The organism is Pseudomonas sp. NBRC 111131, assembly GCF_001320525.1.
Taxonomy (GTDB): Bacteria; Pseudomonadota; Gammaproteobacteria; order Pseudomonadales; family Pseudomonadaceae; genus Aquipseudomonas; species Aquipseudomonas ceruminis.
This window is the reverse complement of sequence record NZ_BCBH01000027.1, coordinates 1-21,899: the sequence shown is the minus strand read 5'-3', so window position 1 is coordinate 21,899 and position 21,899 is coordinate 1. Positions and strand designations below refer to the sequence as shown.

Genomic DNA, 21,899 nt, shown 5'->3' with positions numbered 1-21,899 from the left:
GGCGACGGCGGGGCAAAGGGAACGTCTGTCACCGGGGCATCCTGCGCAGGGCGGTGCTGGGGTATACTCCGCGATTTTCACCCAGGGCAGGATTCCCCCTGCCATCTGGCAAAAGCCGCTTACGCATTTGGCGTGTGCGGAGCGGGTTTTTCGTCCAGCCTGTGTCCAGGATGGTACGGCGATTTGTGGAGTTGCACATGCTCGAACAGGCTCAGCGCGTTCTCAAGGATATCTTCGGCTACGACAGTTTCCGAGGGCGCCAGGCAGCGATCATCGAATGCGTGGCCAGTGGTGGCGATGCCCTGGTGCTGATGCCTACCGGTGGCGGCAAGTCGCTGTGCTTTCAGGTGCCGGGGCTGCTGCGCCCGGGCCTGACAGTGGTCGTGTCACCGCTGATCGCGCTGATGGACGACCAGGTCGCCACGCTCGATGAACTCGGGGTGGCTGCCGCAGCGTTGAACTCCACGCTCAGTGCCGAGCAGCAGCGTGACCTGGCCGGGCGCCTGCGCCGTGGCGAGGTGAAGATGCTTTACCTGGCGCCAGAGCGCCTGGTGCAGCCGCGCATGCTGGATTTTCTGCGTGGGCTGGACATCGCCCTGTTCGCCATCGATGAGGCCCACTGCGTGTCGCAATGGGGGCACGATTTCCGCCCGGAATACCTGCAGTTGGGCCAGTTGGCCGAACTGTTCCCCCATGTGCCGCGCATCGCCCTGACCGCCACCGCCGACATGCGTACCCGCGAGGAGATCGTCCAGCGTTTGCACCTGCAGGGGGCCGAGCGTTTCCTGTCGAGCTTCGACCGGCCGAACATCTTCTACCGCATCGTGCCCAAGGAGTCGCCGCGCAAGCAGTTGATGGCCTTCCTCGGCGAGCGCCGGGGCAATGCCGGTATTGTCTACTGCCTGTCGCGCAAGAAGGTTGACGAAACGGCTGCGTTCCTTTGCGAACAAGGCTTTCCGGCATTGCCGTACCATGCAGGCCTGGCTGCCGAGACGCGTGCCGCCAACCAGCACCGTTTCCTCAATGAGGAAGGGCTGATCATGGTCGCCACCATCGCGTTCGGCATGGGCATCGACAAGCCCAACGTGCGCTTCGTCGCCCACCTCGACCTGCCTAAGTCGCTTGAGGCCTATTACCAGGAGACTGGCCGTGCCGGCCGGGATGGCCTGCCATCTGACGCCTGGATGGCCTATGGTCTGCAGGACATGGTGATGCTCAAGCAGATGCTGCAGAACTCCGAGGGCGACGAGCGCCACAAGCGCGTCGAGCAGCACAAGCTCGACGCCATGCTGGCGCTGTGCGAAGAGACCCGTTGCCGCCGCCAATCGCTGCTGGCCTACTTCGATGAAGTGCTCGAGCAACCCTGTGGGCATTGTGACAATTGTGTAGACCAGATTCAGACCTGGGACGCCACCGAGCCTGCGCGCCAGGCACTGTCGGCGGTGTTCCGTACTGGCCAGCGCTATGGCGTAGGCCACCTGATCGACGTGTTGCTGGGCAAGGACACGGAGAAGGTGCGTAATTTCGGCCACGAAAAGCTTTCGGTGTTCGGTGTAGGCAAGGGGTTGGCCGAGGCCGAGTGGCGTTCATTGTTCCGCCAGTTGGTGGCCCGCGGCCTGGTGGACATCGACCTTGAAGGCTACGGTGGCCTGCGTCTGTCCGACAGTTGCCGCCCTCTGTTGCGGGGCGAGGTGCCCTTGCAATTGCGCCGTGACCTCAAGCCCCAGACTGTGGCCAAGACGTCCTCCAGCGGCGGCAGCCCGGCCAGCCAGCTGGTGCGCGCCGAGGAACGCGAGCTGTGGGAAGCGCTGCGCACCCTGCGGCGCAAGCTGGCCGAGGAGCACAGCGTGCCGCCTTATGTCATTTTCCCTGACTCCACCCTGCTGGAGATGCTGCGCAGTCAGCCGACCAGCCTCAGCGACATGGGCCAGGTCAGCGGCGTGGGCGCACGCAAACTGGAGCGCTACGGCCAGGCTTTCCTCGAAGTGCTCAATGGCGCTGGTGGCACGGAAGAAGCGCCCAAGGTGGTACTCGACCTGCGTCATGAGCTGGTCAGCCTGGCCCGCGCCGGTATGACCCCGGCACAGATTGCCGGCCAGCTCAACTGCAGCGAAAAGAACGTCTACAGCCTGCTCGCCGAGGCTATTGGCCGCCAGGAACTGAGCCTGGAGCAGGCGCTGGACCTGCCTGAAGACCTGATGATGGAAGTACAGGACGCCTTCCTCGATGGCGAAGGGGAGTTGCCGCCCGTCTCGGCGATTGCGCCCTTGTTCGCGGGCCGGGTGCCGGAGGGTGTGCTGTATTGTATGCGGGCAGCACTGGCGGCGGAGTTCGAACTCTGATCGGGGATATTTCCGGCATCCGCTGATCGTTGTCATCCCTTTTGACGATTTTCAGCTGTTCCACAGCGCGCAGCCTTGCCTGATGGCCCGGGTCATGGTTAGCTGGCTAATAATTAGTTCTAGTTAATGAGTTGCTTATGCCCCTGACCGACAACCAACACCGCTTCGGTATGCAGCTGGCACAGATGTCCCGTGGCTGGCGTGCCGAGCTGGACCGACGCCTGGCCGGGCTCAACTTGTCCCAGGCGCGCTGGCTGGTGTTGTTGCACCTGGCACGTTTCGACGAAGCGCCGACCCAGCGCGAGCTGGCACAGAGCGTCGGGGTTGAGGGGCCGACCCTGGCGCGGTTGCTGGACAGCCTGGAAAGCCAGGGCCTGGTACGTCGCCAGGCGGTGATGGAGGACCGGCGGGCGAAGAAGATTGTGCTGTGCCCGCCAGCCAAACCCCTGATCGACCAGATCGAGACCATCGCCAATGCCCTGCGGCTGGAGCTGTTTACCGGGGTGGATGAGGCGGACCTGGAAGTGTGCATGCGAGTGCATGAGAAGATTCTCGCCAACCTCGAAAAATCCTGAAAATAGGGGCTGCAACCCAGCCCCTTTCATTCAGAAGGTATTTCCAAGGTTCAGGTACACCGCCTGCTCATGCGCGCTGTTGGCCCCGTAGCTCAGGTTCAGCGGCCCCAATGGCGTGTCCAACCCCAGGAAGATGCTTGCCGCATTGATGTAGCCACTGTCGAACTCATTGTCGTTGTTCCAGGCCCTGCCACGTTCCAGCGAGCCGCCGATGTACAGCGGGAAATCCAGCGGCAGGTAGGAGCGTGGTGTCAGGCGGCGGTAGTAAACCATGCGCAACAGGCTCACGTTCTGCCCCGACAGCGAGTCCTGGCGGAAGCCCGACAGCTCCCGCGCCCCACCCATGACAAAGCTCGACGTCACCACCTCGGTCTTGTCCAGGGTGCGCCCATAACGCCCGCCCAGCACCAGGGTGTTGGGGCCGCTGCTCAATGCCTTGTCCACATTCAATAACCATTGTCGATAATCGGTATCTGAGTCCAGCGACTTGTCGTACTTGCGCAGGGTCAGGCCGATGTCCTCACCACTGTGCGGGAAGTACACGTTGTCGAGGGTGTCGAACGAGTATTTCAGCTCATAGAAGCCTTCGTTGAAGCTGACTTTGGGCAGGTCCTGATCGCCGATGCGTACCTGCGCCTCGCCCCATGCTTTGCCCGCGCCCAGGCGCACCTCGCCATAGGTGCCGATCTGGCGGCCGATGTTGAGGCCGAAGCCGTAACGTTCCAAGCGGTATTCGGCAATCGGATCGTTATCCAGGGTTGCCTCGATATTCTGCGAGCCCAGGTCAAGGTAGGGCGCGATGAAGTAGCGTGAGCCGACGTCGAGCGGTTGATAGAATTCGCTGTAGAGCTCCTGCTGGTCGCCGATCTGGGCCCGTGTCAGCCATTCTGCCCCCAGGCGGTTGATACCGTTGACTCGGTAGCTGGCGCCCAGGTTGAAGGCGCTGTCGCCCCGCAGGTCGTCCGACAGGTTCAGCCCCAGGCGCAGGTAGTCGGTACCACCGCTTTTGCCGCGGGCGTTGATCACCAGCGTATTATCCTCGCCCTTGTGCACCACGCGGTACTGCACGCCGTCGAAGTAGTCCAGGCCATACAGAGTACCCATGTCGGTCTGCAGGCGGTCCAGTTCCAGTGGCTCGCCAATGGGCTGGCGGATGTAGTAGCGGATCACATCGTCGCTGACCTTGGACTGGTTCTCCACCTTGATCGCGGTGATCACAGGCGTGCGCTGGCGGGGTGAGCGGGCCACGGCCAGGCTCACGTCACCCTCGGGCCGGCGCAATGCCGCCAGGCGCGGGGCGAGCAGGCCGGTGGCACGGTAGCCCGCTTCGATCATGTCATGGGCGCGGCCAAAGTCGGTCACGCCGAAAGCGGCCAGCTGTGGCTGGATGAGGATGTCGTCGTGGCGCAGGCTAGCCAGTTGTTCTTCGGAGTTGCGCCGGGTCATCAGGGTGATCGACTGGTTGAGCACGTCCACCACGGTAACCAGTTGCTTGCGATCGCGTAGCGGGGTACCGATATCGACGACGATGGCCAGGTCAACGCCCATCTCCCGGGCCACGTCCAACGGAATGTTGTCGACCATACCGCCGTCCACCAACAGGCGGCCATCCAGCTCGACCGGCGCAAACACAGCTGGGATCGACATACTGGCACGGATCACCTGAGGCAGGTGGCCGCGGCGGAATACCACCTTTTCACCACTGGCAATGTCGGTGGCCACGGCGCGAAAGGGGATCGGCAACTTGTCGAAGTCGCGGGTGTCGGCGGTGTGCGCCAGTTTGCTTTCCAGCAACAATGCCAGGTTTTGCCCCTGGATCACCCCCAGTGGCAGGCCAAGGCTGCCATCGTCGCGAAAGCTCAGTTTCTGCTTGACCAGAAAGTCGCGGTCATCCTGCTTGCGCCTGAAGGGCACATCCTTGCGCGGCGGGGCATCGGACAGCGCCTGCTGCCAATCCAGGGTGGTGGCGAGTTTCTCCAGTTCCTCGACGCTGTAGCCGGACGCATACAGCCCGCCCACCACGGCGCCCATGCTGGTGCCGGCAATGGCGTCGATACGCACACCCTGTTCCTCAAGGGCCTTGAGCACGCCGATGTGGGCCAGGCCACGGGCGGCCCCGCCGGAGAGCACCAGGCCGACCTTGGGGTGGGCCGGTTCGGCGGCGAGCAAGGTGAAAGAGGTGAGCGTCAGCAAAAGGCAGAACAGCAGGCGGCGCATCGTGAGTCTCAAACCAAGGGCTAAAGACCGCTAGTATAAGCATCCCCTCAACTGGAGATGCGCCACCATGGCCAACAGCAAGCCGGAAATCGTCATCACATATTGCACGCAGTGCCAGTGGCTGCTGCGTGCCGCCTGGCTGGCGCAGGAGCTGCTTAGCACGTTCTCCGACGACCTTGGCCGCGTCGCGCTGGAGCCCGGTACCGGCGGGGTGTTCCGCATTACCTGCAATGGTGTGCAGATCTGGGAGCGTAAGGCTGACGGTGGCTTCCCTGAAGCCAAGGTGCTCAAGCAGCGGGTGCGTGACCAGATCGACCCCCAGCGCGACCTGGGTCACAACGATCGTTGATCAGGCACTGTCAGCCAGGGCGCGTTGTTTGGGTGCTTGCGCAGCCTCGAGGCGGCTGGACAGCACGATGGCAAAGATGATCAGCACGCCGCCCAGCAGCATGCGCGGGGTGGGGGTTTCTGCAAACACCACCCAGGCCATGGCGATGCCGTAGATCGGCTCCATGGCGAACACCACGGCGGCGGTGCGTGCCTTGATCACCGCCAGGCTGGCGACGAACAGGCTGTGAGCGACCCCGGTGCAGAAAACGCCAAGCAGGGCGATCCACAGCCAGTCCAGGGGCGCAACGGTGCCCAGGCCGGACGCGGCGATCGGCAGTGCGCACAGAACCACCACCAGGTTCTGCCACAGCGCTGCCTGTACGGCGGGCAAGCGGCCGGAGCCTGCGCGGTTGGTCAGCGACAGCAGCGAGAACAGCAAGCCGGAAAGCAGTGACCAGAGCAGGCCGCCGGTAGCTTCGCTGGCAAGGTCGAATGACGGTGTCACCAGTACCAGGCCGATGCTCACCAACAGCACCAGTACCCCTTCGTTGCGGCGGATGCGTTCGCGCAGTAGTACCCCTTCGAGGATCACGGTAAAGGCCGGAAAGCTGGCGAAACCCAGGGTGGCGATGGCCACCCCGCCCACCTTGACGGCGATGAAAAAACTGCCCCAGTGGCCGGCCAGCAGTACGCCGCCGAGTAGCAGGCGCCGTATGTCGCGGCCGCTCAGGCGCTGCCAGCCTGGACCTACGGTGCTGGCGAACAGGGCCAGGGCGAGTACGGCGAAGGCGGCGCGACCAAAGACAATGATGGCTGGGCTGGCACTGGCGGCCAGCTTGCCGAAAATGCCGGTCAGGCCGAAGAGCAGCGCGCCGATGTGCAGGGCGCCTAGGGCTGTGCGGTGGTTCATGGTGGTCCTTGAGCAGAGGGGTTGTCAGTCCTCTTCGCGGGCTTGCTGCGCGAATAGGCCAGTCACGCCATAGCGTAAGGACTCAGACAGACACAATCTGTCGCCCACCTAGCGTTCTTTGTCGCCAGGCTCTCGCCGCAACGCCATCGGCGTACAGCCAAACGCCCGCAGCATCGCCGCCGAAAATGCACTCTGCGATTCATACCCCACCTGCGCAGCAATTTCGCCCATCGGCAGCAACGTCTGCGTGACCAGCTGCCGCGCCTTGAGCAGGCGCCGCTGGCGGATGTAATCCATCGGCGTCATGCCAGTTTCAGCGGAAAACCGCGCATGCAGCCGGGCACTCGACAGCCCGGCGATGCGCGCCAGGTCGGCAACCTGCAAGGGGTGGGCGGCGTGCTGTTCGATATGCCGGTCGAAGGCGGCATAGGGCAGGCGATGGCTGGGCGTTACGCTGGCCGAAGCTGCCGGGTTGAGGCTGGCCAGCAACAACACCGCACCCTGACGGGCGATCAACGGGTCGTCCACCGGGCTGGCTGCCAGCCAATCCACCAGTTGCTGCTGGCGGCTGTCCAGCTCCAGTGCGCCCGGGCGCGCCAGCAGGCGGCGGCTGGCGTCGGCATGCTCGCCGAGTTGCTCACGTAACCAACGCTCGCTCGGCACATCGAGCACCAGGCAGTGGCTGCCGGTGTCGCTGCCGCAGGTATGATGGGTGCCGGCCGGCACCACCACCAGACCCTGGCGGTCGACCCGTGCGCCGTGGCCCTGCACTTCGAAATCCAGGCGGCCACGCAGGCCGAACACCAATTGTGGGTGCTCGTGGCTGTGGGCGATCAGGTCGTCGCGATAGTGGCGCAGCGAAAGTATCGGGCCGGCGGTCATGGGGGTGTCCTCGCAGGGCAGGTAACCATTGTGCCCCAATCTTGGCGGCCTATCACTCGTCACATGGTTGCCACCCATCTGTCATGTCTGCCTGCCAGTCTCCAGCAAACAGCGCTGGAGCCTGCCCATGACCCATGCCGAACGTTTTCGCCCATCGCGCAAGCAGCGTGTGCGCACCTTATGGATATCCGACGTGCACCTGGGGACGCGGGACTGTCAGGCCGAACACCTGTCGCAGTTCCTCAAGGGGTACCAGGCCGACCGCATCTACCTGGTCGGCGACATCATCGACGGCTGGAAGCTGCGCAGTGGCATCTACTGGCCACAAGCCCACACCAATGTCATTCGCCGCTTGCTCACCCTGAGCAAGCGCGGCACCGAGGTGATCTACGTCACCGGCAACCATGATGAGTTCCTGCGGCGTTACTCCAAGTTGGTCCTGGGCAATATCCAATTGGTCGACGAGGCTGAGCATCTGACCGCGGATGGCCGGCGGCTGTTGGTCATCCATGGTGACCAGTTCGATGTGATCACCCGCTACCACCGCTGGCTGGCCTTTCTTGGCGACCGCGCCTACGAAGTGACCCTGGTGCTCAACCGCTGGCTCAACCATTGGCGCGCTCGCTACGGCTATGGTTACTGGTCGCTGTCGGCGTACCTCAAGCACAAGGTCAAGGGCGCGGTGAATTTCATCAGCGATTTCGAGGATGCCATTGCCCACGAGTGCACCCGGCGCGGCTTCCATGGGGTGGTGTGCGGGCATATCCACCATGCCGAGATCCGTAAGGTGGGCGAGGTGGATTACCTCAACTGTGGTGATTGGGTAGAGTCTTGCACGGCATTGATCGAGCATTGGGACGGTAGCATCGAGCTGTACCGGTTGGCCGAGGTACAGGCGCGGCAGGCTGAACAGGCTGCCGCGCTGCGCGAACCTGCCTGAAGCAGGTGCCTGCAGGCCCTACAAGCTGACCCTCCCCAGCAGAATGTCGCGAAACATGGCGAAATCGCCAATCAAGCTATACAGCGGATGCTTGAACGTCGCCGGTCGGTTCTTCTCGAAAAAGAAGTGCCCGACCCAGGCGAACCCATAACCGAATACCGGCACCGCCAGCAACAGCAGCCACTTGCCACTGCCAATGGTGTAGGCCAGCAGGGCAATGACCAGGCTGGTGCCGACAAAGTGCAGGCGCCGGCAGGTAGGGTTGCTGTGCTCCCCCAGGTAGTAGGGGTAGAACTCGGCAAAGCTGCGATACTGCGCGGTGCTGTTCATGGCAGTGCTCCGGAATTATCACTTTTTGACAGGATACACGGCGTGGAGCCTGAATCGAGTCTAGAGTCATTGGCGGGGCCGGCCAGTGACAATAGGCGCCAATTAAGTATCCTTGGGGTTAACCGCACGGAGCGGTCAGCATAAGAAGCCTGCCATGAGTGAAAGAACCACGTCAGCCAGCTGGGCATCAGGGATTGTCAAGGCACTTGAGCTGGAGGGGCTGGATTGCCCGGCCATGTTCAGGCAGCTTGGCTTGGATTTCGCGGCATTGGACGACCCCGATGCGCGCTTCCCTCAGGATTCCATGACCCGCCTGTGGCAACTGGCGGTCGAACTCTCGGGCAACGAAGCCATCGGCTTGAACATGGCGCGGGTGGTGCGGCCGGCTTCGTTCCATGTGGTGGGCTATGCATTGATGTCCAGCCGCACGCTGGCCGAGGGCTTCGAGCGCCTGGTGCGTTACCAGCGCATCATCGCCGAGAGCTCCGACCTAAGTTTCCGCCTTGGGCCGGAGGGTTATGCGTTGATCCTCACGGTACACGGCGATCACCTGCCGCCTACCCGGCACAGCGCCGAGGCCTCGCTGGCGTGCGCGCTGGCGCTGAGCAAGTGGCTCAGTGGGCGGCCGATCCAGCCTCGGCGGGTCATGATCCAGGGGCCGCAACCGAAAAATATCGAGCCGTACAAGGTGGCATTTCATTCGCCGCTGGTGTTCGGTGCGCCCCACGATGCGCTGGTGTTCGAGCGCGCCGACATGGAGGCAGCGCTGCCGACAGCCAACGAGGCCATGGCGATCCTGCATGACCGATTTGCCGGCGAATACCTGGCGCGTTTTTCGGAAAGCCGGGTGACGCACCGGGTGCGGCAGGTGCTGTGCCGCATCCTGCCCCAGGGTGAGCCCAAGCGCGAAACTCTGGCCCAGGCGCTGCACCTGTCCCAGCGCACGCTCCAACGGCGCTTGCAGGAAGAGGGCACCAGTTTTCAGGCATTGCTCGACGACACCCGCCGTGAGCTGGCCGAGCAATACCTTGCCCAACCGGGCATGACACTGCTGGAAACCGCTTACCTGCTGGGCTTCGCCGACCCGAGCAATTTCTACCGGGCCTTCCGCCGCTGGTTCGATGTCACCCCGAGCGAATACCGCGCACGCCTGGGCGGGCAAGCCGTGGTGGTCAGTGACGCCAGAACGCCGGCATGCACAACACCAGCACCGTGATGATCTCCAGCCGGCCGAGCAGCATGCCGGCGGCGAGGATCCATTTGGCGGCGTCCGGCAGCGTGGCGTAGTTGCCCGAAGGGCCGATCACTTCGCCCAGGCCTGGGCCAACGCCCGAAACGGTCCCGGCGGCGCCGGTCAACGCGGTCATCCAGTCCACGCCCAGCAGCGACAACAGCAAGGCCATTACGCAGATGGTGATCGCGAAGAAGAACGAGAAGGTGAGGATCGAGCGCACGATCTCTTCGTCCAGGCGGTGGCCGTTGTATTTCTGCTTGATCACCGCACGCGGGTGAATCAACTGATTAAGGCTGGCCTTGAGCAGGATGTAGGCCACCTGGAAGCGGAAAATCTTGATACCCCCGGCGGTCGAGCCGGAGCAGCCGCCGACGAAGCCCAGGTAGAAGAACAGCATCAGCGAGAAATTGCCCCACAAGCTGTAGTCGCCCAATGCGAAACCGGTGGTGGTGACCACAGACGTGACGTTCAGTGCAACGTGGCGCAAGGCATCGAGCCAGTGCAGGTTGGTGGTGGCCCAGTACCAGGTGCCCAGTACCAGCCAAGTCACCACCAGCATGCCGAGCAGCCCTTGTACTTGCTGGTCACGGATCAGTGCATTGCGGTTGCCGCGCAGGGTGGCAACGTAAAGGGTGAAGGGCAGGCTACCCAGGATCATCACTACCACCGCGACCCAGTGCACGGCCGGGATGTCCCATTTGGCCAGCGACTGGTCAGAGGTGGAGAACCCGCCCGTCGAAATTGCCGACATGGCGTGGTTGATTGCGTCGAACGGGCTCATGCCGGCCCACCAGAAGGCCAGGGCGCCAATCACCGAAAAGCCGACGTACACCGCCACGATAGACTTGGCGACCATGTGCGAGCGTGGCATGACCTTTTCCGATCGGTCCGACGACTCGGTCTGGAACAGACGCATACCGCCGATACGCAGCAGCGGCAGGATCGCCACCGCCATGGCGATGAAGCCAATACCGCCGAGCCAGTGCAGCATCGAGCGCCACATCAAGATCCCCGGCGACATGGTATCCAGCCCGCTGAGCACCGTGGCGCCGGTGGCGGTGATGCCGGACATACTCTCGAAGAACGCATCGGTGTAACTGATGTGCTGGGTCAGCAGGAAGGGCAGCGCGGCGAAGACGCACACCACCAGCCAACTGCTGACGGTCAGCAGGTACATGTCCCGCGGGCGCAGGTGGACATGCTCGGGGCGGCCCTGGATGACCAGGGCCAGGCCGGCAATGAAGGTGATCAGGCTTGCCCAGAGGAACGATGGCAGGTCACCGGTACGTTCGAAGATCACCAGGGTCGCCATGGGCACCACCATGCTGACCGCCAGGGTGATCAGGAAGATGCCGATGATGAAACCAATGATCCTTAAGGTCGGCAACGCCATGTGATCTGCTCTGACTCTGAACGGAAGGGCGCCATTCTACCTATGGGTCTGGTAGCTGCAAGCCGCGAGCTTCAAGCTGCAAGAAAAAGCGCTATGCATGGATCGGCGCATGCTTGGCGCTTGCAGCTTGTGGCGTGCAGCTTGAGAATGGCCGCACATTCACCTGCCAGGAGGGTAGCCGATGGAGGCTCTCGACGCATTGCTCAACCGTGTATCCGTGCCACGCCTGACCGACCCGGCGCCCAATGCCGCCCAGCGCGAGGCGCTGTTCCAGGCTGCGCTGCGGGCGCCGGACCACGGCCAGTTGCGCCCGTGGCGCTTTCTGACCATCGAGGGGCAGGGCCGCGAGAAGCTGGGTGAGCTGTTTGCACACGCCGTGCAGAACAAGGGCGATGCCAGCCAGGCCGCACTGGACAAAGCCCGCGCCATGCCGCTGCGGGCACCGTTGCTGATCGTGGTGATCGCCAGCTTGCAGGACCACTTCAAGGTGCCGAAGTCCGAGCAGCGGCTGGCTGCAGGGTGCGCGGCGCATGGCATTCTGCTTGCGGCGCATGCCCAGGGGATAGGTGCGGTGTGGCGCACGGGCGACATGGCCTTTGATGCACATGTACACAAGGGCCTGGGGCTTGGCGAGAACGAAGAGTTGATCGGTTACCTGTATGTCGGTACGCCGCTGAACGAGCCGCGTTCGGCGCCTATCCTGGAGACTGCCGACTTCGTCAGCGCCTGGGGCGAGTAACTCGCTGGCCCCTTCGCGGGCCCTCAGGCTCAGTGGAACCCTGTGGGAGCGGGCTTGCCCCGCGAAGAGGCCGGAAAGCCCGACATCACTTCAACTGCCAATCTCCACGGCGAGCGGCAACTCAAGGCGGGCCACAAACCCGCCCTGCGGATGATTCTCCAGCACCAGACTTCCGCCATGGCGCTCCGCCGCCTTGCGGGCAATCGCCAGCCCCAGGCCATGCCCCGGCGCCTCCTGACCCGGCGCGCGGAAGAACGGCTCCCCCAATTGCGCCAGATGCTCCGCTGATACCCCCGGCCCATGGTCACGCACACTGACGACGATGCGTGCCTGTTCGCGCTCGGCACTTATCTCGATCGGCTGCCCCACAGGGTTGAAACGCAGGGCATTGCGCAGCAGGTTGTCCACGGCGCGCTCGATCAAGGTCGGCCAGCCTTGCAAGGTCAAGCCTGGTTGCGCTTCAAGCCGTAGCTCCTGCTCCGGCGCACTGAGCAGTGCATCTTTACGCACGCTGCCGAGCAAGGCGTTGAGGTCGACCGGCTCGGCATGGGCTTGTTCGGCATCGACCCGGGCCAAGGTGAGAATCTCGCTGATCAAGTCTTCCAGGCGGTCGCACTCGCGGGTCAGGCGTGGCCACAAGGCCTGGCGCTGTGCCGGTTCGGCACGTTCGGCCAGGGCCAGGGCAATGCGCAGGCGGGCGAGGGGGGAACGTAGCTCGTGGGAAACGTCGCGCAGCAACTGGCGCTGGCTGCCGATCAAGCTCTGCAGGCGGGCACCCATCTTGTTGAAATCTTTGGCCAGTACACCAAACTCGTCGCGCCGTGCCGCCAGGCGGGCGAGGCTGTTCTGCTGGTAACTGGCCTGGCCCAGGTCATGCACCGCACCGCGCAGGCGGCTGAGGGGGCGGGTGATGGACAGTGTCACCAGCAGGCTGAACAGGGTCAACACCACCAAGGCTATACCCAGGGCGCTCAATGGCCAGAGCAGGCTCTCGCGATGCCAGGCATCCAGTTCCGGGTGAGGAATGCGGTAGATCAGCAGGTAGGTCTCGCCAGTGTCTGGGCTGGTGTATTCCTCGGTCAGGCGGCGCCAAGGCAGGCGACGCTCGTCATTGTGCTGACGTGCCTCGAACGCGGCGGCGCGACGTGGGAAGGTGCCAGGTACCACGGCATCACCACTGTCATCGAGCACTTGTACGTCGATCTTGAAGCGCTGCTTGCGTCGCTCGAGAAAGTTCTGCGCCGATTCCAGACCTTCCTGCTCATAGTGCTTGGCCCAATGGCTGGCCAGGGTATTCAAGCCAGGGTGGCGGCTGAGGATCCAGGCGTCCTGGTTGAGCATGTGGCCCAACAGGATCGATAAGCCAGCGACCAGGGTGATAGCCAGCCAGAAGCTGGCCAGGATGCGCCAGAACAGAGAACGCAAGAGCACCTCCTGTAAACGGGAAAAGCCCGGCCCGCTTGGGGGCGGGCCGGGCATCGGGGGGACAGCTTACTGGGCCTTGCCGGCTTTTTCAGCTTTCCAGGCCTGGAATTCCTTCCATTCAGCCTTGCGTGCTTCACGTTCCTTCTGCAGCTCGTCGAACTTCTTCTGCTGATCAGGCTTGAGCAGCGCGCGGACTTGGCTGTCGGTCTTCTCGTGGCTGGCCTTGAGTTCGTCCTTCATGGCCTTCTGGTCGGCGGCTGGCAGCTTGGCCAGGTAGCGCTCAGTGATGTCGCGGCGGTTCTTCATCTGCTCGCCCATCAGCTTGCCGATCTGCTGGCGCTGGTCGCGGCTCAGGTCCAGTTGGGCGAAAGGCGCGTCACCGCGATGATGCGGGCCGTCGTGGCGCGGGCCGCCTTCAGGCATGGCCATGGCCACGGTCGGCAGGGCGGCGGCGAACATCAGGGCGATAAGGGTCTTGCGCATGGTGTCTCTCCTTTCAAAGGCCGGTGGTTACCGGATGAGCTCAGTCTAGGGAGATCAAGGTCAAGCGCAGTCAGGAGAGGGTAAAGGCTGGGTAAAGAAGCGGCCTCAGTGTGTAAGCGGCAAGTGGCAAGAATGGGGCGTGCGGTGGCTTTTCTTGCCGCTTGAAGCTTGCAGCTGGCCGGTGATTACAGGCTGTAGTAATAGCCGCGGCTGCGCAGCGCGACGATACGCGGGCGCCCGTCTGCATGCGGGCCGATCTTCTTGCGCAGGTTGCTGACGTGCATGTCCAGGCTGCGGTCGTAAAGGGTGAGCTTGCGGCCCAGGCCGATCTGCGCCAGTTCCTGTTTGTCCAGCGGATCGCCTGGCTGGCGCAGCAGTGCCTCGAGGATGCGGCTTTCGGACAGGGTAAGGCTCATCTCGCGGCCGTCGATGCTCACCACACCACGTACCGGGCTGAAGGCCAGGTCGCCGATCTCGACCTGAGTGGTGGCGGCGGTGGGATGGCTGCGACGCAGCACGGCGCGCAGGCGCGCAGTGAGTTCACGCGGGTCGCAGGGCTTGGCCAGGTAATCGTCAGCGCCCAGCTCCAGGCCCAGAATACGGTCCAGGGGTTCGCCACGTGCCGACAGCATCAGCACCGGCAGCTCGGCATGCTCGCTGCGCAGTTGCTTGAGCAGTTCCAGGCCGCTGCCATCGGGCAGCATCACGTCGAGCACCACGGCTGCGGGTGCATGTTCGGCCAACGCCTGGCGCGCGCTCTGGCCATCATGGCAGGCGCGGACGGTAAAACCTTCCTGGGTCAGCCAGCTGCCGAGCAGCTCGCAGAGTTCCTGGTCATCATCAATCAGTAACAGCTCGCTCATGACTCACTCAATTCAAATCGACGGCGTCTGACGCGCCTGCCAGTGGCAAAGATACCGCAGACGCCGCCAATTTATCGATCAGGGCAAGACTTGCTTGAATGGCTTGACGATGACGTTGTCGTACACGCCCGCGGCAATGTACGGATCGGCATCGGCCCAGGCCTGGGCGGCGGCCAGGGAATCGAACTCGGCCACGATCAGGCTGCCACTGAAACCGGCTGCACCTGGGTCGTTGCTGTCGATGGCTGGGTGCGGGCCAGCCAGCACCACACGGCCTTCGGCCTTGAGCTGCTGCAGGCGTTCGATGTGCGCCGGGCGCGCGGCCAGGCGTTTTTCCAGGGAATCTGCGACGTCGCTGGCGATGATGGCGTAGAGCATGTCAATCCTTGGGTTTGGAGGTGGAGGGGTCGTCATGCAGGTGGCGCGAAAGGTATACACCCTGCGCCACCAGGAAGAGCACGGTCATGCCCAGGCTGCCGAATACCTTGAAGTCGACCCAGAACGCCTGGAAGGTGAACGCGACGAACAGGTTGGCCGCGCCACAGAACAGGAAAAACGCGATCCAGGCCAGGTTCAGGCGGGTCCAGATGGCATCGGGCAGCGTCAGGGCGTGGCCCATGATGCGTTTGATCAGTACCCGGTCACCGATGAAGTGGCTGCCGGCAAAGCCCAGGGCGAACAACCAGTTGACCACCGGCGCCTTCCACTTGAGGAAGGTTTCGCTGTGGAAGGTCAGGGTCAGGCCGCCGAATACCAGGCATGCGACCAGGGTCAGCCACTGCCCTTTCTCCAGCTTGCGCTGGCGCAGGAACAGCGCGCCATACACCACCAGCGAGCTGATGATCAGCATCGCCGTGGCGCTGTAGATGCCGCCGAATTCGAAGCTGTGGCCGGCGACTTCCAGGGGGCGCGGGTCAAGCTTGTAGACGATGAAGAACAGCAGCAGCGGGATGAAATCGATGAATTGTTTCACAATGGCAGCCAGAATCGGGATGTGACGGCATAATAACAAACATCGATTCCAGCGGTAGCGCTCCTCCATGAATGTTGATCTGCACTGTCACAGCACGGCCTCCGATGGCGCCCTGTCGCCTGCGGTCCTGGTCGCCCGGGCCCATGAGCACGGGGTGCAGACGCTGGCACTGACCGACCATGACACCCTCGAAGGCCTCCCCGAGGCCCGCCAGGCCTGCGCCGAGCGCGGCATGCGCTGGGTCAGCGGGGTAGAGCTGTCGTGCACCTGGGGTGGCGCAACCATTCATATCCTGGGCTATGACTTCCCACTCGAGGCGCCGCCGCTGCTTGACGCGATCGAGTCCCTGCACCGTGGCCGCTGGCTGCGTGCCGAGGAAATCGACAAACGGCTGGCGGCCAAGGGCATGCCTGGCGCTCTGGACGGGGCGCGTGCCGTGCAGCAGGAACTGGGCGACAGCGGCAATGCCCCGGCGCGGCCGCACTTTGCCGAGTACCTGGTGCGCGCAGGGCACGTCAAGGACCGTGGTGAGGCGTTTCGCAAGTGGCTGGGCGCGGGCAAGCTGGGCGATGTGAAGTTGCACTGGCCCACGCTCGAGGAAACCGTTGCCACCTTGCGACAGTCCAACGCCTGGGTGAGCCTGGCGCACCCCATGCACTACGATCTGACCCGCAGCAAGCGCAGAAGGCTGATTGCCGACTATATTCAGGCAGGCGGGCAGGCGCTTGAGGTGGTCAATGGGATGATGCCGGCCGAGCAGGTGGGTACGATGTCCATCCTCACCCGTGAGTTTGGTCTGCTGGCAAGCGCTGGCAGCGATTTCCACGGCCCCGGCACCTGGGGCGAGATCGGTGCCTACCGGCCATTGCCCGAGGACCTGCCACCCCTGTGGCGGCGATTCAGCCATGAACAGCCTATGGCGATATGAACAGGACGATTTCGTGAGCCAATTTTTCCAGATACACCCGGAGAATCCGCAACCGCGGCTGATCCGCCAGGCCGTGGAGATCATCCGCAAGGGCGGCGTGGTGGTCTACCCGACCGACTCGGCCTACGCCCTGGGTTGCCAGATAGGCGACAAGGCGGCGATAGAGCGGGTGCGGCGGCTGCGCGGGTTGGACAAGACCCACAATTTCACACTGATGTGTTGCGACATGTCGCAACTGGGCCTGTACGCCAAAGTCGACACCGGGACCTTCCGCCTGCTCAAGGCTCATGTGCCCGGGCCGTATACCTTCATTCTCAACGGCACCCGCGAGGTGCCGCGCTTGTTGCTGCATGAAAAGCGCCGCACCATCGGCCTGCGCGTGCCCGACCACGCCATTACCCTGGCGCTACTGGCCGAGCTTGGCGAACCGCTGATGAGCGTCAGCCTGATCCTGCCCGGTGACACCGAGCCAATGACTGACCCCTACGAAATCCGCGAGCGCCTGGAGCACCATGTCGATCTGGTCATCGATGGCGGTTTCGGCGACCTCAAGGCCTCGACCATCATTGACCTGTCTGGCGACGAACCTGAACTGATCCGCGAAGGATGTGGCGATCCCAAGCCTTTCCTGGTCAGCGCGTGAGCGAGGTGGAGGCGCCCGAGGCGCCGGCTGAAGAGGCCAACGCGCCCCAGCAGTTGCAGTTGGCCCTGGTCTACGGCGAAGCCCTGACGGAAATGCCGGTGGACCTGTATATCCCGCCGGATGCGCTGGAAGTCATCCTCGAAGCCTTCGAGGGGCCGCTTGACCTGCTCCTGTACCTGATCCGCAAGCAGAACATCGACATCCTCGACATACCCGTGGCCGAAATCACGCGCCAGTACATGGGCTATGTCGAGCTGATGAAGAGCGTGCGCCTGGAACTCGCCGCCGAGTACCTGGTGATGGCCGCCATGCTGGCCGAGATCAAGTCGCGGATGTTGTTGCCACGCTCGGCCGAGATCGAGGAAGAGGAGGGTGACCCACGTGCTGAACTGATTCGCCGCCTGCAGGAGTACGAGCGCTTCAAGGCGGCCGCCGAGGGCCTGGACACGCTGCCGCGGGTTGGCCGCGAGGTTGTCGTGCCGCGCCTTGAAGCGCCGCAGGCCAAGGTGCGCAAGCTGTTGCCCCAGGTCAGCCTGGAGGAGCTGCTGGTGTCCATGGCAGAGGTCATGCGCCGCAACGACCTGTTCGAAAGCCACCAGATCACCCGTGAGACCTTGTCGACCCGCGAGCGCATGAGCGAGGTGCTGGAGCGCCTCAAGGGGGGCGGCTTCGTGCCCTTCGTCGAGCTGTTCACTGCCGAGGAGGGCAAGCTGGGCGTGGTGGTGACCTTCATGGCGATTCTTGAGCTGGTGAAGGAATCGCTGATCGAACTGGTGCAGAATGAGCCTTTCGCCGTGATCCATGTCCGGGTCCGAGCCGAGCCTGTCGAAGAACCTGATGAACCTGAATGAACCCCGCGAACTGGCGTCGCTGATCGAGGCCTTTCTGCTTGCTAGCGGCAAGCCGCAATCGCTCGAGCGCTTGTACGAGCTTTTCGAAGAGGCCGAGCGGCCCGAACCCAAGGTTTTCAAGAAAGCCCTCGAGGTCCTTGGCAAGTCTTGCACAGGCCGTGCCTTCGAGCTCAAGGAGGTAGCCAGCGGCTACCGCCTGCAGATCCGAGAAGCGTATGCACCCTGGGTGGGCCGGCTGTGGGAGGAGCGCCCGCAGCGTTATTCCCGAGCGTTGCTCGAAACCATGGCGTTGATCGCCTACCGCCAGCCGATCACCCGTGGCGAGATCGAAGATGTAAGGGGCGTGGCGGTCAACAGCAACATCATCAAGACGTTGATGGAGCGCGAGTGGATTCGCATCGTCGGCTATCGCGAGGTGCCGGGGCGGCCGGCAATGTTCGCCACGACCAAGGCGTTTCTCGATCACTTCAACCTCAGGAGCCTGGACGAGCTGCCAGCATTGGCCGAGTTGCGTGAAATGGAGCCCGAACCTGTGCTCGACCCGGATGATGCTCCGGTGCCGGCGCATCTGCAGGCGTTGGCCGATGCCAGCCTGGGTGAGGATGACGAGGTTGCCGAGCCGAAGGAAGAAACCAGCTTCCGCAGCTTGCTGGTTGAGCTCGATGCCATGGAAGAGGGGTTGAAGACCGACTTTGACGATCTGCGTGAAGCAGAGGCGGCAGAGCCTGATGGCTCGCTTCAGGCAGAAGACAAAGGGCAGCCCTGAGCCTTTGGCTCCCTTGAACGCTACGTCGTCCTTGTGGAAGCGGGGTTCCCTGCGAAGCGGCTGGCACTGACTGCACAATCACCGCCGGGCAGAAAACCCGCCCCACTGCTGCAAAACCCTCTAGGCTGCAGTGCGTTCCCCCGCCGAACCGCGTATGATGCGCGGCCTTTTGGCGCGTTCGTCGCCAGAACCCTGTTTTCATTCCTACACCGGGAGGTGCCCAGATGAGTGAGCAAGACCTGCAAGACACCGAATTCACCCCTCCATCCGGCGAAAAGCTGCAGAAAGTGCTGGCACGTATCGGCGTTGGTTCGCGCCGTGATGTCGAGGCCTGGATCAGCCAGGGCCGCATCAAGGTCAATGGTGTGGAGGCCACCCTGGGTCAGCGCGTCGACCTGCATGACGCCATTGCCGTTGACGGCAAGCTGATCAAGCGTGAAGAAGCCGCCGAGGCCACCCGTCGGGTGATCATGTACAACAAGCCTGATGGCGAAATCTGCACCCGCGACGACCCGGAAGGCCGCCCAACCGTGTTCGACCGTCTGCCGCGCCCGAAGGAAGGCCGTTGGATCAACATTGGTCGCCTGGACATCAACACGACCGGCCTGCTGCTGTTCACCACCGACGGTGAGTTGGCCAATCGCCTGATGCACCCGTCCTACGAGATGGACCGTGAGTACGCGGTACGTGTACGGGGTGAAGTGGACGACGAGATGATCGAACGCCTTAAGGCGGGCGTGATGCTCGAAGACGGCCCCGCCAAGTTCACCGATATCCAGAAAGCACCGGGTGGTGAAGGCTTCAACCACTGGTACCACTGCGTGGTGATGGAAGGCCGCAACCGTGAGGTGCGTCGCCTGTGGGAGTCCCAGGGCATGGTGGTCAGCCGCCTCAAGCGCGTGCGCTTCGGCCCGGTGTTCCTCAATTCCGACCTGCCGATGGGCCGCTGGCGTGAAATGACCCAGGGTGAGATCGACATCCTGGCCGCTGAAGTGGGCCTGCAACCGGTCGCGCTGCCTACCCTCAACCTCAAGGCCAAGGACAAAATGGAGCGCATGCAGCGCAAGTCCACCCGGCCTATGGGGCGTAACGAGCGTGTGCGCAACCTGCGCCCAGCCCATGAAGCCGGCACGGCCGAGCGCCCTGCGCGCCAGCCGCGTGAAGAAGCGCCGCGCAAGGGTAACCGCGGCAGCACGGTTGCCGAGCGCCCAAGCGAGATGCGCAAGCGCACCGCCAAGCCGGACGCTGACAAGCCGGCAGGCCGTGGTCGCGGCAAGCCACGTGGCTGATCTGCTCTGGCAGTCATGAAAGGCCAGCCTTCGGGCTGGTTTTTTTTCGCCTGCGCGAACCTGCAATACACAAGGTGTTGAACAAAAAAGAAATTTTCCGATGTCTGGCAAGGTTTCAGACCGATCTGTAAAGAAAATTATACGAATTTGCCCGATTTTCTGGGTCCATCTGAATTTCTGTAAACAAATCTTGCCGCGCCAGGGGTGCCAACGTCCCCGACCAGCCTCTCGCCCTATTGCCCAAACCCCCGCCCCAGGCTGTTATAGCAGCCATTGCCGTGTGCAGAAGCCCGTCCACAGAGCCGGGCTGACAGAACAACAAATGGAGGCGCCATGTACGCCGATCACTTCGCCTTTCAAGGCTTCCTACCACAGGACCGCTGCGTTTTTTCTGAGGAAATGACGCAACGCGTTGACGCCTGCGCGCTTGCAGGGGTATACAGTGCGCCGCGTTTTACCTGTGACTCTCTTGCGTACCGCGCACTCTTGCTCACACCAGGTTGATCCGCCCTGGCGGCAACCGTTTGCAAGAAACCCAAGGTAACCACCTTGCTCATTCCGCTGCGCCACGAGCGCGGTGGGTCCGATTCCGTCACAGATAAAAACAATGCAGGTGACTTCGTTCATGAGTGGACAAAACATGCATTCAGGCGAGCTCAAGCGGGGCCTGAAGAACCGCCATATCCAGTTGATCGCCCTTGGCGGCGCGATTGGTACCGGCCTGTTCCTCGGCTCGGCAGGCGTGATGAAATCCGCCGGCCCGTCGATGATCCTCGGCTACGCCATCTGCGGCTTCATCGCCTTCATGATCATGCGCCAGCTCGGCGAAATGATCGTAGAAGAGCCGGTGGCCGGTTCGTTCAGCCACTTTGCCCACAAGTATTGGGGCGGTTTCGCCGGCTTCATGTCGGGCTGGAACTGCTGGGTGCTGTACATCCTGGTGGGCATGTCGGAGCTCACTGCGGTCGGCAAGTACATCCACTACTGGTGGCCGGAGATCCCGACCTGGGTCACGGCTGCTGGCTTCTTCCTGCTGATCAACGTTATCAACCTGATGAACGTGAAGGTCTTTGGCGAGGCCGAGTTCTGGTTCGCCATCATCAAGGTCGCGGCGATCGTTGGCATGATCGGCCTGGGTGCCTACCTGTTGACCAGCGGCAGCGGTGGCCCTGAAGCCTCGGTGACCAACCTGTGGGCCCATGGCGGCTTCTTCCCGCACGGCGTCAGCGGCCTGGTCATGGCATTGGCCTTCATCATGTTCTCCTTCGGTGGCCTGGAAATGCTCGGTTTCACCGCAGCCGAAGCCGACAAGCCGAAAACCGTGATCCCGAAGGCGATCAACCAGGTCATCTACCGCATCCTGATCTTCTACATCGGTGCCCTGGTGGTCCTCCTGTCGCTGACCCCCTGGGACAACCTGGTCGCCAGCATCGACGCGTCCGGCGGCAGCTACGGCAGCAGCCCGTTCGTGCAGGTGTTCTCGCTGCTGGGCAGCGATGTGGCTGCCCACCTGTTGAACTTCGTGGTGTTGACCGCTGCGTTGTCGGTGTACAACAGCGGCACCTACTGCAATGCCCGCATGCTGCTGGGCATGGCCGAGCAAGGTGACGCGCCCGCTGCCCTGGCCAAGGTCGACAAGCGCGGTGTGCCGGTACGTTCGATCCTGGTATCGGCCGGCGTGACCCTGTTCGCGGTGCTGCTCAACTACTTCATGCCGCAGAATGCCCTGGAGTTGCTGATGTCGTTGGTGGTGGCGACCCTGGTGATCAACTGGGCGATGATCAGC

At 63.1% G+C, this 21,899-nt stretch carries 22 protein-coding genes; 12 read left to right on the top strand and 10 right to left on the bottom strand.

Annotation, left to right across the window (positions count from 1 at the left end; translation table 11 throughout):
• Positions 1 to 197 precede the first annotated feature (197 nt).
• Both recQ and APH34_RS21030 read left to right on the top strand, forming a co-directional pair.
• Complete coding sequence (gene recQ / locus APH34_RS21035; RefSeq protein ID WP_054902817.1) at positions 198 to 2,342, top strand: DNA helicase RecQ; 2,145 nt, start codon at positions 198 to 200, stop codon at positions 2,340 to 2,342.
• 137 nt (positions 2,343 to 2,479) lie between these two features.
• Positions 2,480 to 2,917, top strand: a complete 438-nt coding sequence (locus APH34_RS21030; protein ID WP_054902816.1) for a MarR family transcriptional regulator — start codon at positions 2,480 to 2,482, stop codon at positions 2,915 to 2,917.
• 30 nt (positions 2,918 to 2,947) lie between these two features.
• Here APH34_RS21030 and APH34_RS21025 read toward each other — a convergent pair whose 3' ends face one another.
• Complete coding sequence (locus tag APH34_RS21025) at positions 2,948 to 5,134, bottom strand: patatin-like phospholipase family protein (RefSeq protein WP_054902815.1); 2,187 nt, start codon at positions 5,132 to 5,134, stop codon at positions 2,948 to 2,950.
• A 67-nt stretch (positions 5,135 to 5,201) separates the two neighbouring features.
• On the opposite strand from APH34_RS21025, the gene APH34_RS21020 reads away from it, so the two are divergent.
• Positions 5,202 to 5,483, top strand: coding sequence for a SelT/SelW/SelH family protein (locus APH34_RS21020; RefSeq protein ID WP_054902814.1), 282 nt, complete (start codon positions 5,202 to 5,204; stop codon positions 5,481 to 5,483).
• On the opposite strand, the gene APH34_RS21015 is transcribed toward APH34_RS21020, so the two are convergent.
• Both APH34_RS21015 and APH34_RS21010 read right to left on the bottom strand, forming a co-directional pair.
• Positions 5,484 to 6,374, bottom strand: a complete 891-nt coding sequence (locus tag APH34_RS21015) for a DMT family transporter (RefSeq protein ID WP_054902813.1) — start codon at positions 6,372 to 6,374, stop codon at positions 5,484 to 5,486.
• 108 nt (positions 6,375 to 6,482) lie between these two features.
• Positions 6,483 to 7,256, bottom strand: a complete 774-nt coding sequence (locus tag APH34_RS21010; protein WP_054902812.1) for an AraC family transcriptional regulator — start codon at positions 7,254 to 7,256, stop codon at positions 6,483 to 6,485.
• Between the two features lie 127 nt (positions 7,257 to 7,383).
• Here APH34_RS21010 and APH34_RS21005 point away from each other — a divergent pair, with 127 nt between their 5' ends.
• Positions 7,384 to 8,196: a UDP-2,3-diacylglucosamine diphosphatase gene (locus APH34_RS21005; RefSeq protein WP_054902811.1), complete on the top strand. Its 813-nt coding sequence runs from the start codon at positions 7,384 to 7,386 to the stop codon at positions 8,194 to 8,196.
• 18 nt (positions 8,197 to 8,214) lie between these two features.
• On the opposite strand, the gene APH34_RS21000 is transcribed toward APH34_RS21005, so the two are convergent.
• Positions 8,215 to 8,526: a DUF962 domain-containing protein gene (locus tag APH34_RS21000; RefSeq protein WP_054902810.1), complete on the bottom strand. Its 312-nt coding sequence runs from the start codon at positions 8,524 to 8,526 to the stop codon at positions 8,215 to 8,217.
• 154 nt (positions 8,527 to 8,680) lie between these two features.
• Here APH34_RS21000 and APH34_RS20995 point away from each other — a divergent pair, with 154 nt between their 5' ends.
• Positions 8,681 to 9,742, top strand: coding sequence for an AraC family transcriptional regulator (locus APH34_RS20995; protein ID WP_054902809.1), 1,062 nt, complete (start codon positions 8,681 to 8,683; stop codon positions 9,740 to 9,742).
• Here the strand turns inward: APH34_RS20995 and APH34_RS20990 are convergent.
• Complete coding sequence (locus tag APH34_RS20990; RefSeq protein ID WP_054902808.1) at positions 9,699 to 11,153, bottom strand: TrkH family potassium uptake protein; 1,455 nt, start codon at positions 11,151 to 11,153, stop codon at positions 9,699 to 9,701. The genes APH34_RS20995 and APH34_RS20990 overlap by 44 nt on opposite strands.
• 181 nt (positions 11,154 to 11,334) lie before the next feature.
• On the opposite strand from APH34_RS20990, the gene APH34_RS20985 reads away from it, so the two are divergent.
• Positions 11,335 to 11,892: a nitroreductase family protein gene (locus APH34_RS20985; RefSeq protein ID WP_054902807.1), complete on the top strand. Its 558-nt coding sequence runs from the start codon at positions 11,335 to 11,337 to the stop codon at positions 11,890 to 11,892.
• Positions 11,893 to 11,982: 90 nt separating this feature from the next.
• Here the strand turns inward: APH34_RS20985 and APH34_RS20980 are convergent, their stop codons facing one another.
• The 5 genes from APH34_RS20980 to APH34_RS20960 all read right to left on the bottom strand — a co-directional run bounded on the left by APH34_RS20980 (position 11,983) and on the right by APH34_RS20960 (position 15,636).
• The gene (locus APH34_RS20980; RefSeq protein WP_054902806.1) at positions 11,983 to 13,323 is read right to left on the bottom strand and encodes a HAMP domain-containing sensor histidine kinase; all 1,341 of its coding nucleotides are present in this window, start codon (positions 13,321 to 13,323) and stop codon (positions 11,983 to 11,985) included.
• 60 nt (positions 13,324 to 13,383) lie between these two features.
• Positions 13,384 to 13,800, bottom strand: coding sequence for a Spy/CpxP family protein refolding chaperone (locus tag APH34_RS20975; protein WP_054902805.1), 417 nt, complete (start codon positions 13,798 to 13,800; stop codon positions 13,384 to 13,386).
• Between the two features lie 185 nt (positions 13,801 to 13,985).
• Complete coding sequence (locus tag APH34_RS20970) at positions 13,986 to 14,663, bottom strand: response regulator transcription factor (RefSeq protein ID WP_054902804.1); 678 nt, start codon at positions 14,661 to 14,663, stop codon at positions 13,986 to 13,988.
• Positions 14,664 to 14,741: 78 nt separating this feature from the next.
• Positions 14,742 to 15,041 (bottom strand): YciI family protein, encoded by a 300-nt coding sequence (locus tag APH34_RS20965; protein ID WP_054902803.1) that lies wholly within the window; start codon positions 15,039 to 15,041, stop codon positions 14,742 to 14,744.
• A gap of 1 nt (position 15,042) precedes the next feature.
• Positions 15,043 to 15,636: a septation protein A gene (locus APH34_RS20960; RefSeq protein WP_054902802.1), complete on the bottom strand. Its 594-nt coding sequence runs from the start codon at positions 15,634 to 15,636 to the stop codon at positions 15,043 to 15,045.
• Between the two features lie 67 nt (positions 15,637 to 15,703).
• Between APH34_RS20960 and APH34_RS20955 the strand changes: the two genes are divergently transcribed.
• The 6 genes from APH34_RS20955 to APH34_RS20930 form a co-directional block, all read left to right on the top strand.
• Positions 15,704 to 16,564: a PHP domain-containing protein gene (locus APH34_RS20955; RefSeq protein ID WP_054902801.1), complete on the top strand. Its 861-nt coding sequence runs from the start codon at positions 15,704 to 15,706 to the stop codon at positions 16,562 to 16,564.
• A 13-nt stretch (positions 16,565 to 16,577) separates the two neighbouring features.
• A complete protein-coding gene (locus APH34_RS20950) occupies positions 16,578 to 17,207 on the top strand; it encodes an L-threonylcarbamoyladenylate synthase (RefSeq protein WP_054902800.1) in 630 nt (209 codons plus the stop codon).
• 125 nt (positions 17,208 to 17,332) lie between these two features.
• Complete coding sequence (locus APH34_RS20945; protein WP_176512487.1) at positions 17,333 to 18,058, top strand: ScpA family protein; 726 nt, start codon at positions 17,333 to 17,335, stop codon at positions 18,056 to 18,058.
• The gene (gene scpB, locus APH34_RS20940; protein ID WP_054902875.1) at positions 18,045 to 18,824 is read left to right on the top strand and encodes an SMC-Scp complex subunit ScpB; all 780 of its coding nucleotides are present in this window, start codon (positions 18,045 to 18,047) and stop codon (positions 18,822 to 18,824) included. Before APH34_RS20945 ends, scpB begins: the two co-directional genes overlap by 14 nt.
• A 224-nt stretch (positions 18,825 to 19,048) precedes the next feature.
• Complete coding sequence (gene rluB / locus APH34_RS20935; protein ID WP_054902798.1) at positions 19,049 to 20,113, top strand: 23S rRNA pseudouridine(2605) synthase RluB; 1,065 nt, start codon at positions 19,049 to 19,051, stop codon at positions 20,111 to 20,113.
• Positions 20,114 to 20,738: 625 nt separating this feature from the next.
• Positions 20,739 to 21,899: amino acid permease (locus tag APH34_RS20930; RefSeq protein WP_177337042.1), on the top strand; the 1,161-nt coding region annotated here is incomplete at its 3' end.

Coding starts and splice junctions, on each gene's coding strand:
- recQ (WP_054902817.1), top strand. CDS start 198: ATGCTCGAACAGGCTCAGCGCGTTCTCAAGGATATCTTCGGCTACGAC.
- APH34_RS21030 (WP_054902816.1), top strand. CDS start 2,480: ATGCCCCTGACCGACAACCAACACCGCTTCGGTATGCAGCTGGCACAG.
- APH34_RS21025 (WP_054902815.1), bottom strand. CDS start 5,134: ATGCGCCGCCTGCTGTTCTGCCTTTTGCTGACGCTCACCTCTTTCACC.
- APH34_RS21020 (WP_054902814.1), top strand. CDS start 5,202: ATGGCCAACAGCAAGCCGGAAATCGTCATCACATATTGCACGCAGTGC.
- APH34_RS21015 (WP_054902813.1), bottom strand. CDS start 6,374: ATGAACCACCGCACAGCCCTAGGCGCCCTGCACATCGGCGCGCTGCTC.
- APH34_RS21010 (WP_054902812.1), bottom strand. CDS start 7,256: ATGACCGCCGGCCCGATACTTTCGCTGCGCCACTATCGCGACGACCTG.
- APH34_RS21005 (WP_054902811.1), top strand. CDS start 7,384: ATGACCCATGCCGAACGTTTTCGCCCATCGCGCAAGCAGCGTGTGCGC.
- APH34_RS21000 (WP_054902810.1), bottom strand. CDS start 8,526: ATGAACAGCACCGCGCAGTATCGCAGCTTTGCCGAGTTCTACCCCTAC.
- APH34_RS20995 (WP_054902809.1), top strand. CDS start 8,681: ATGAGTGAAAGAACCACGTCAGCCAGCTGGGCATCAGGGATTGTCAAG.
- APH34_RS20990 (WP_054902808.1), bottom strand. CDS start 11,153: ATGGCGTTGCCGACCTTAAGGATCATTGGTTTCATCATCGGCATCTTC.
- APH34_RS20985 (WP_054902807.1), top strand. CDS start 11,335: ATGGAGGCTCTCGACGCATTGCTCAACCGTGTATCCGTGCCACGCCTG.
- APH34_RS20975 (WP_054902805.1), bottom strand. CDS start 13,800: ATGCGCAAGACCCTTATCGCCCTGATGTTCGCCGCCGCCCTGCCGACC.
- APH34_RS20970 (WP_054902804.1), bottom strand. CDS start 14,663: ATGAGCGAGCTGTTACTGATTGATGATGACCAGGAACTCTGCGAGCTG.
- APH34_RS20965 (WP_054902803.1), bottom strand. CDS start 15,041: ATGCTCTACGCCATCATCGCCAGCGACGTCGCAGATTCCCTGGAAAAA.
- APH34_RS20955 (WP_054902801.1), top strand. CDS start 15,704: ATGAATGTTGATCTGCACTGTCACAGCACGGCCTCCGATGGCGCCCTG.
- scpB (WP_054902875.1), top strand. CDS start 18,045: ATGAACCTGAATGAACCCCGCGAACTGGCGTCGCTGATCGAGGCCTTT.
- rluB (WP_054902798.1), top strand. CDS start 19,049: ATGAGTGAGCAAGACCTGCAAGACACCGAATTCACCCCTCCATCCGGC.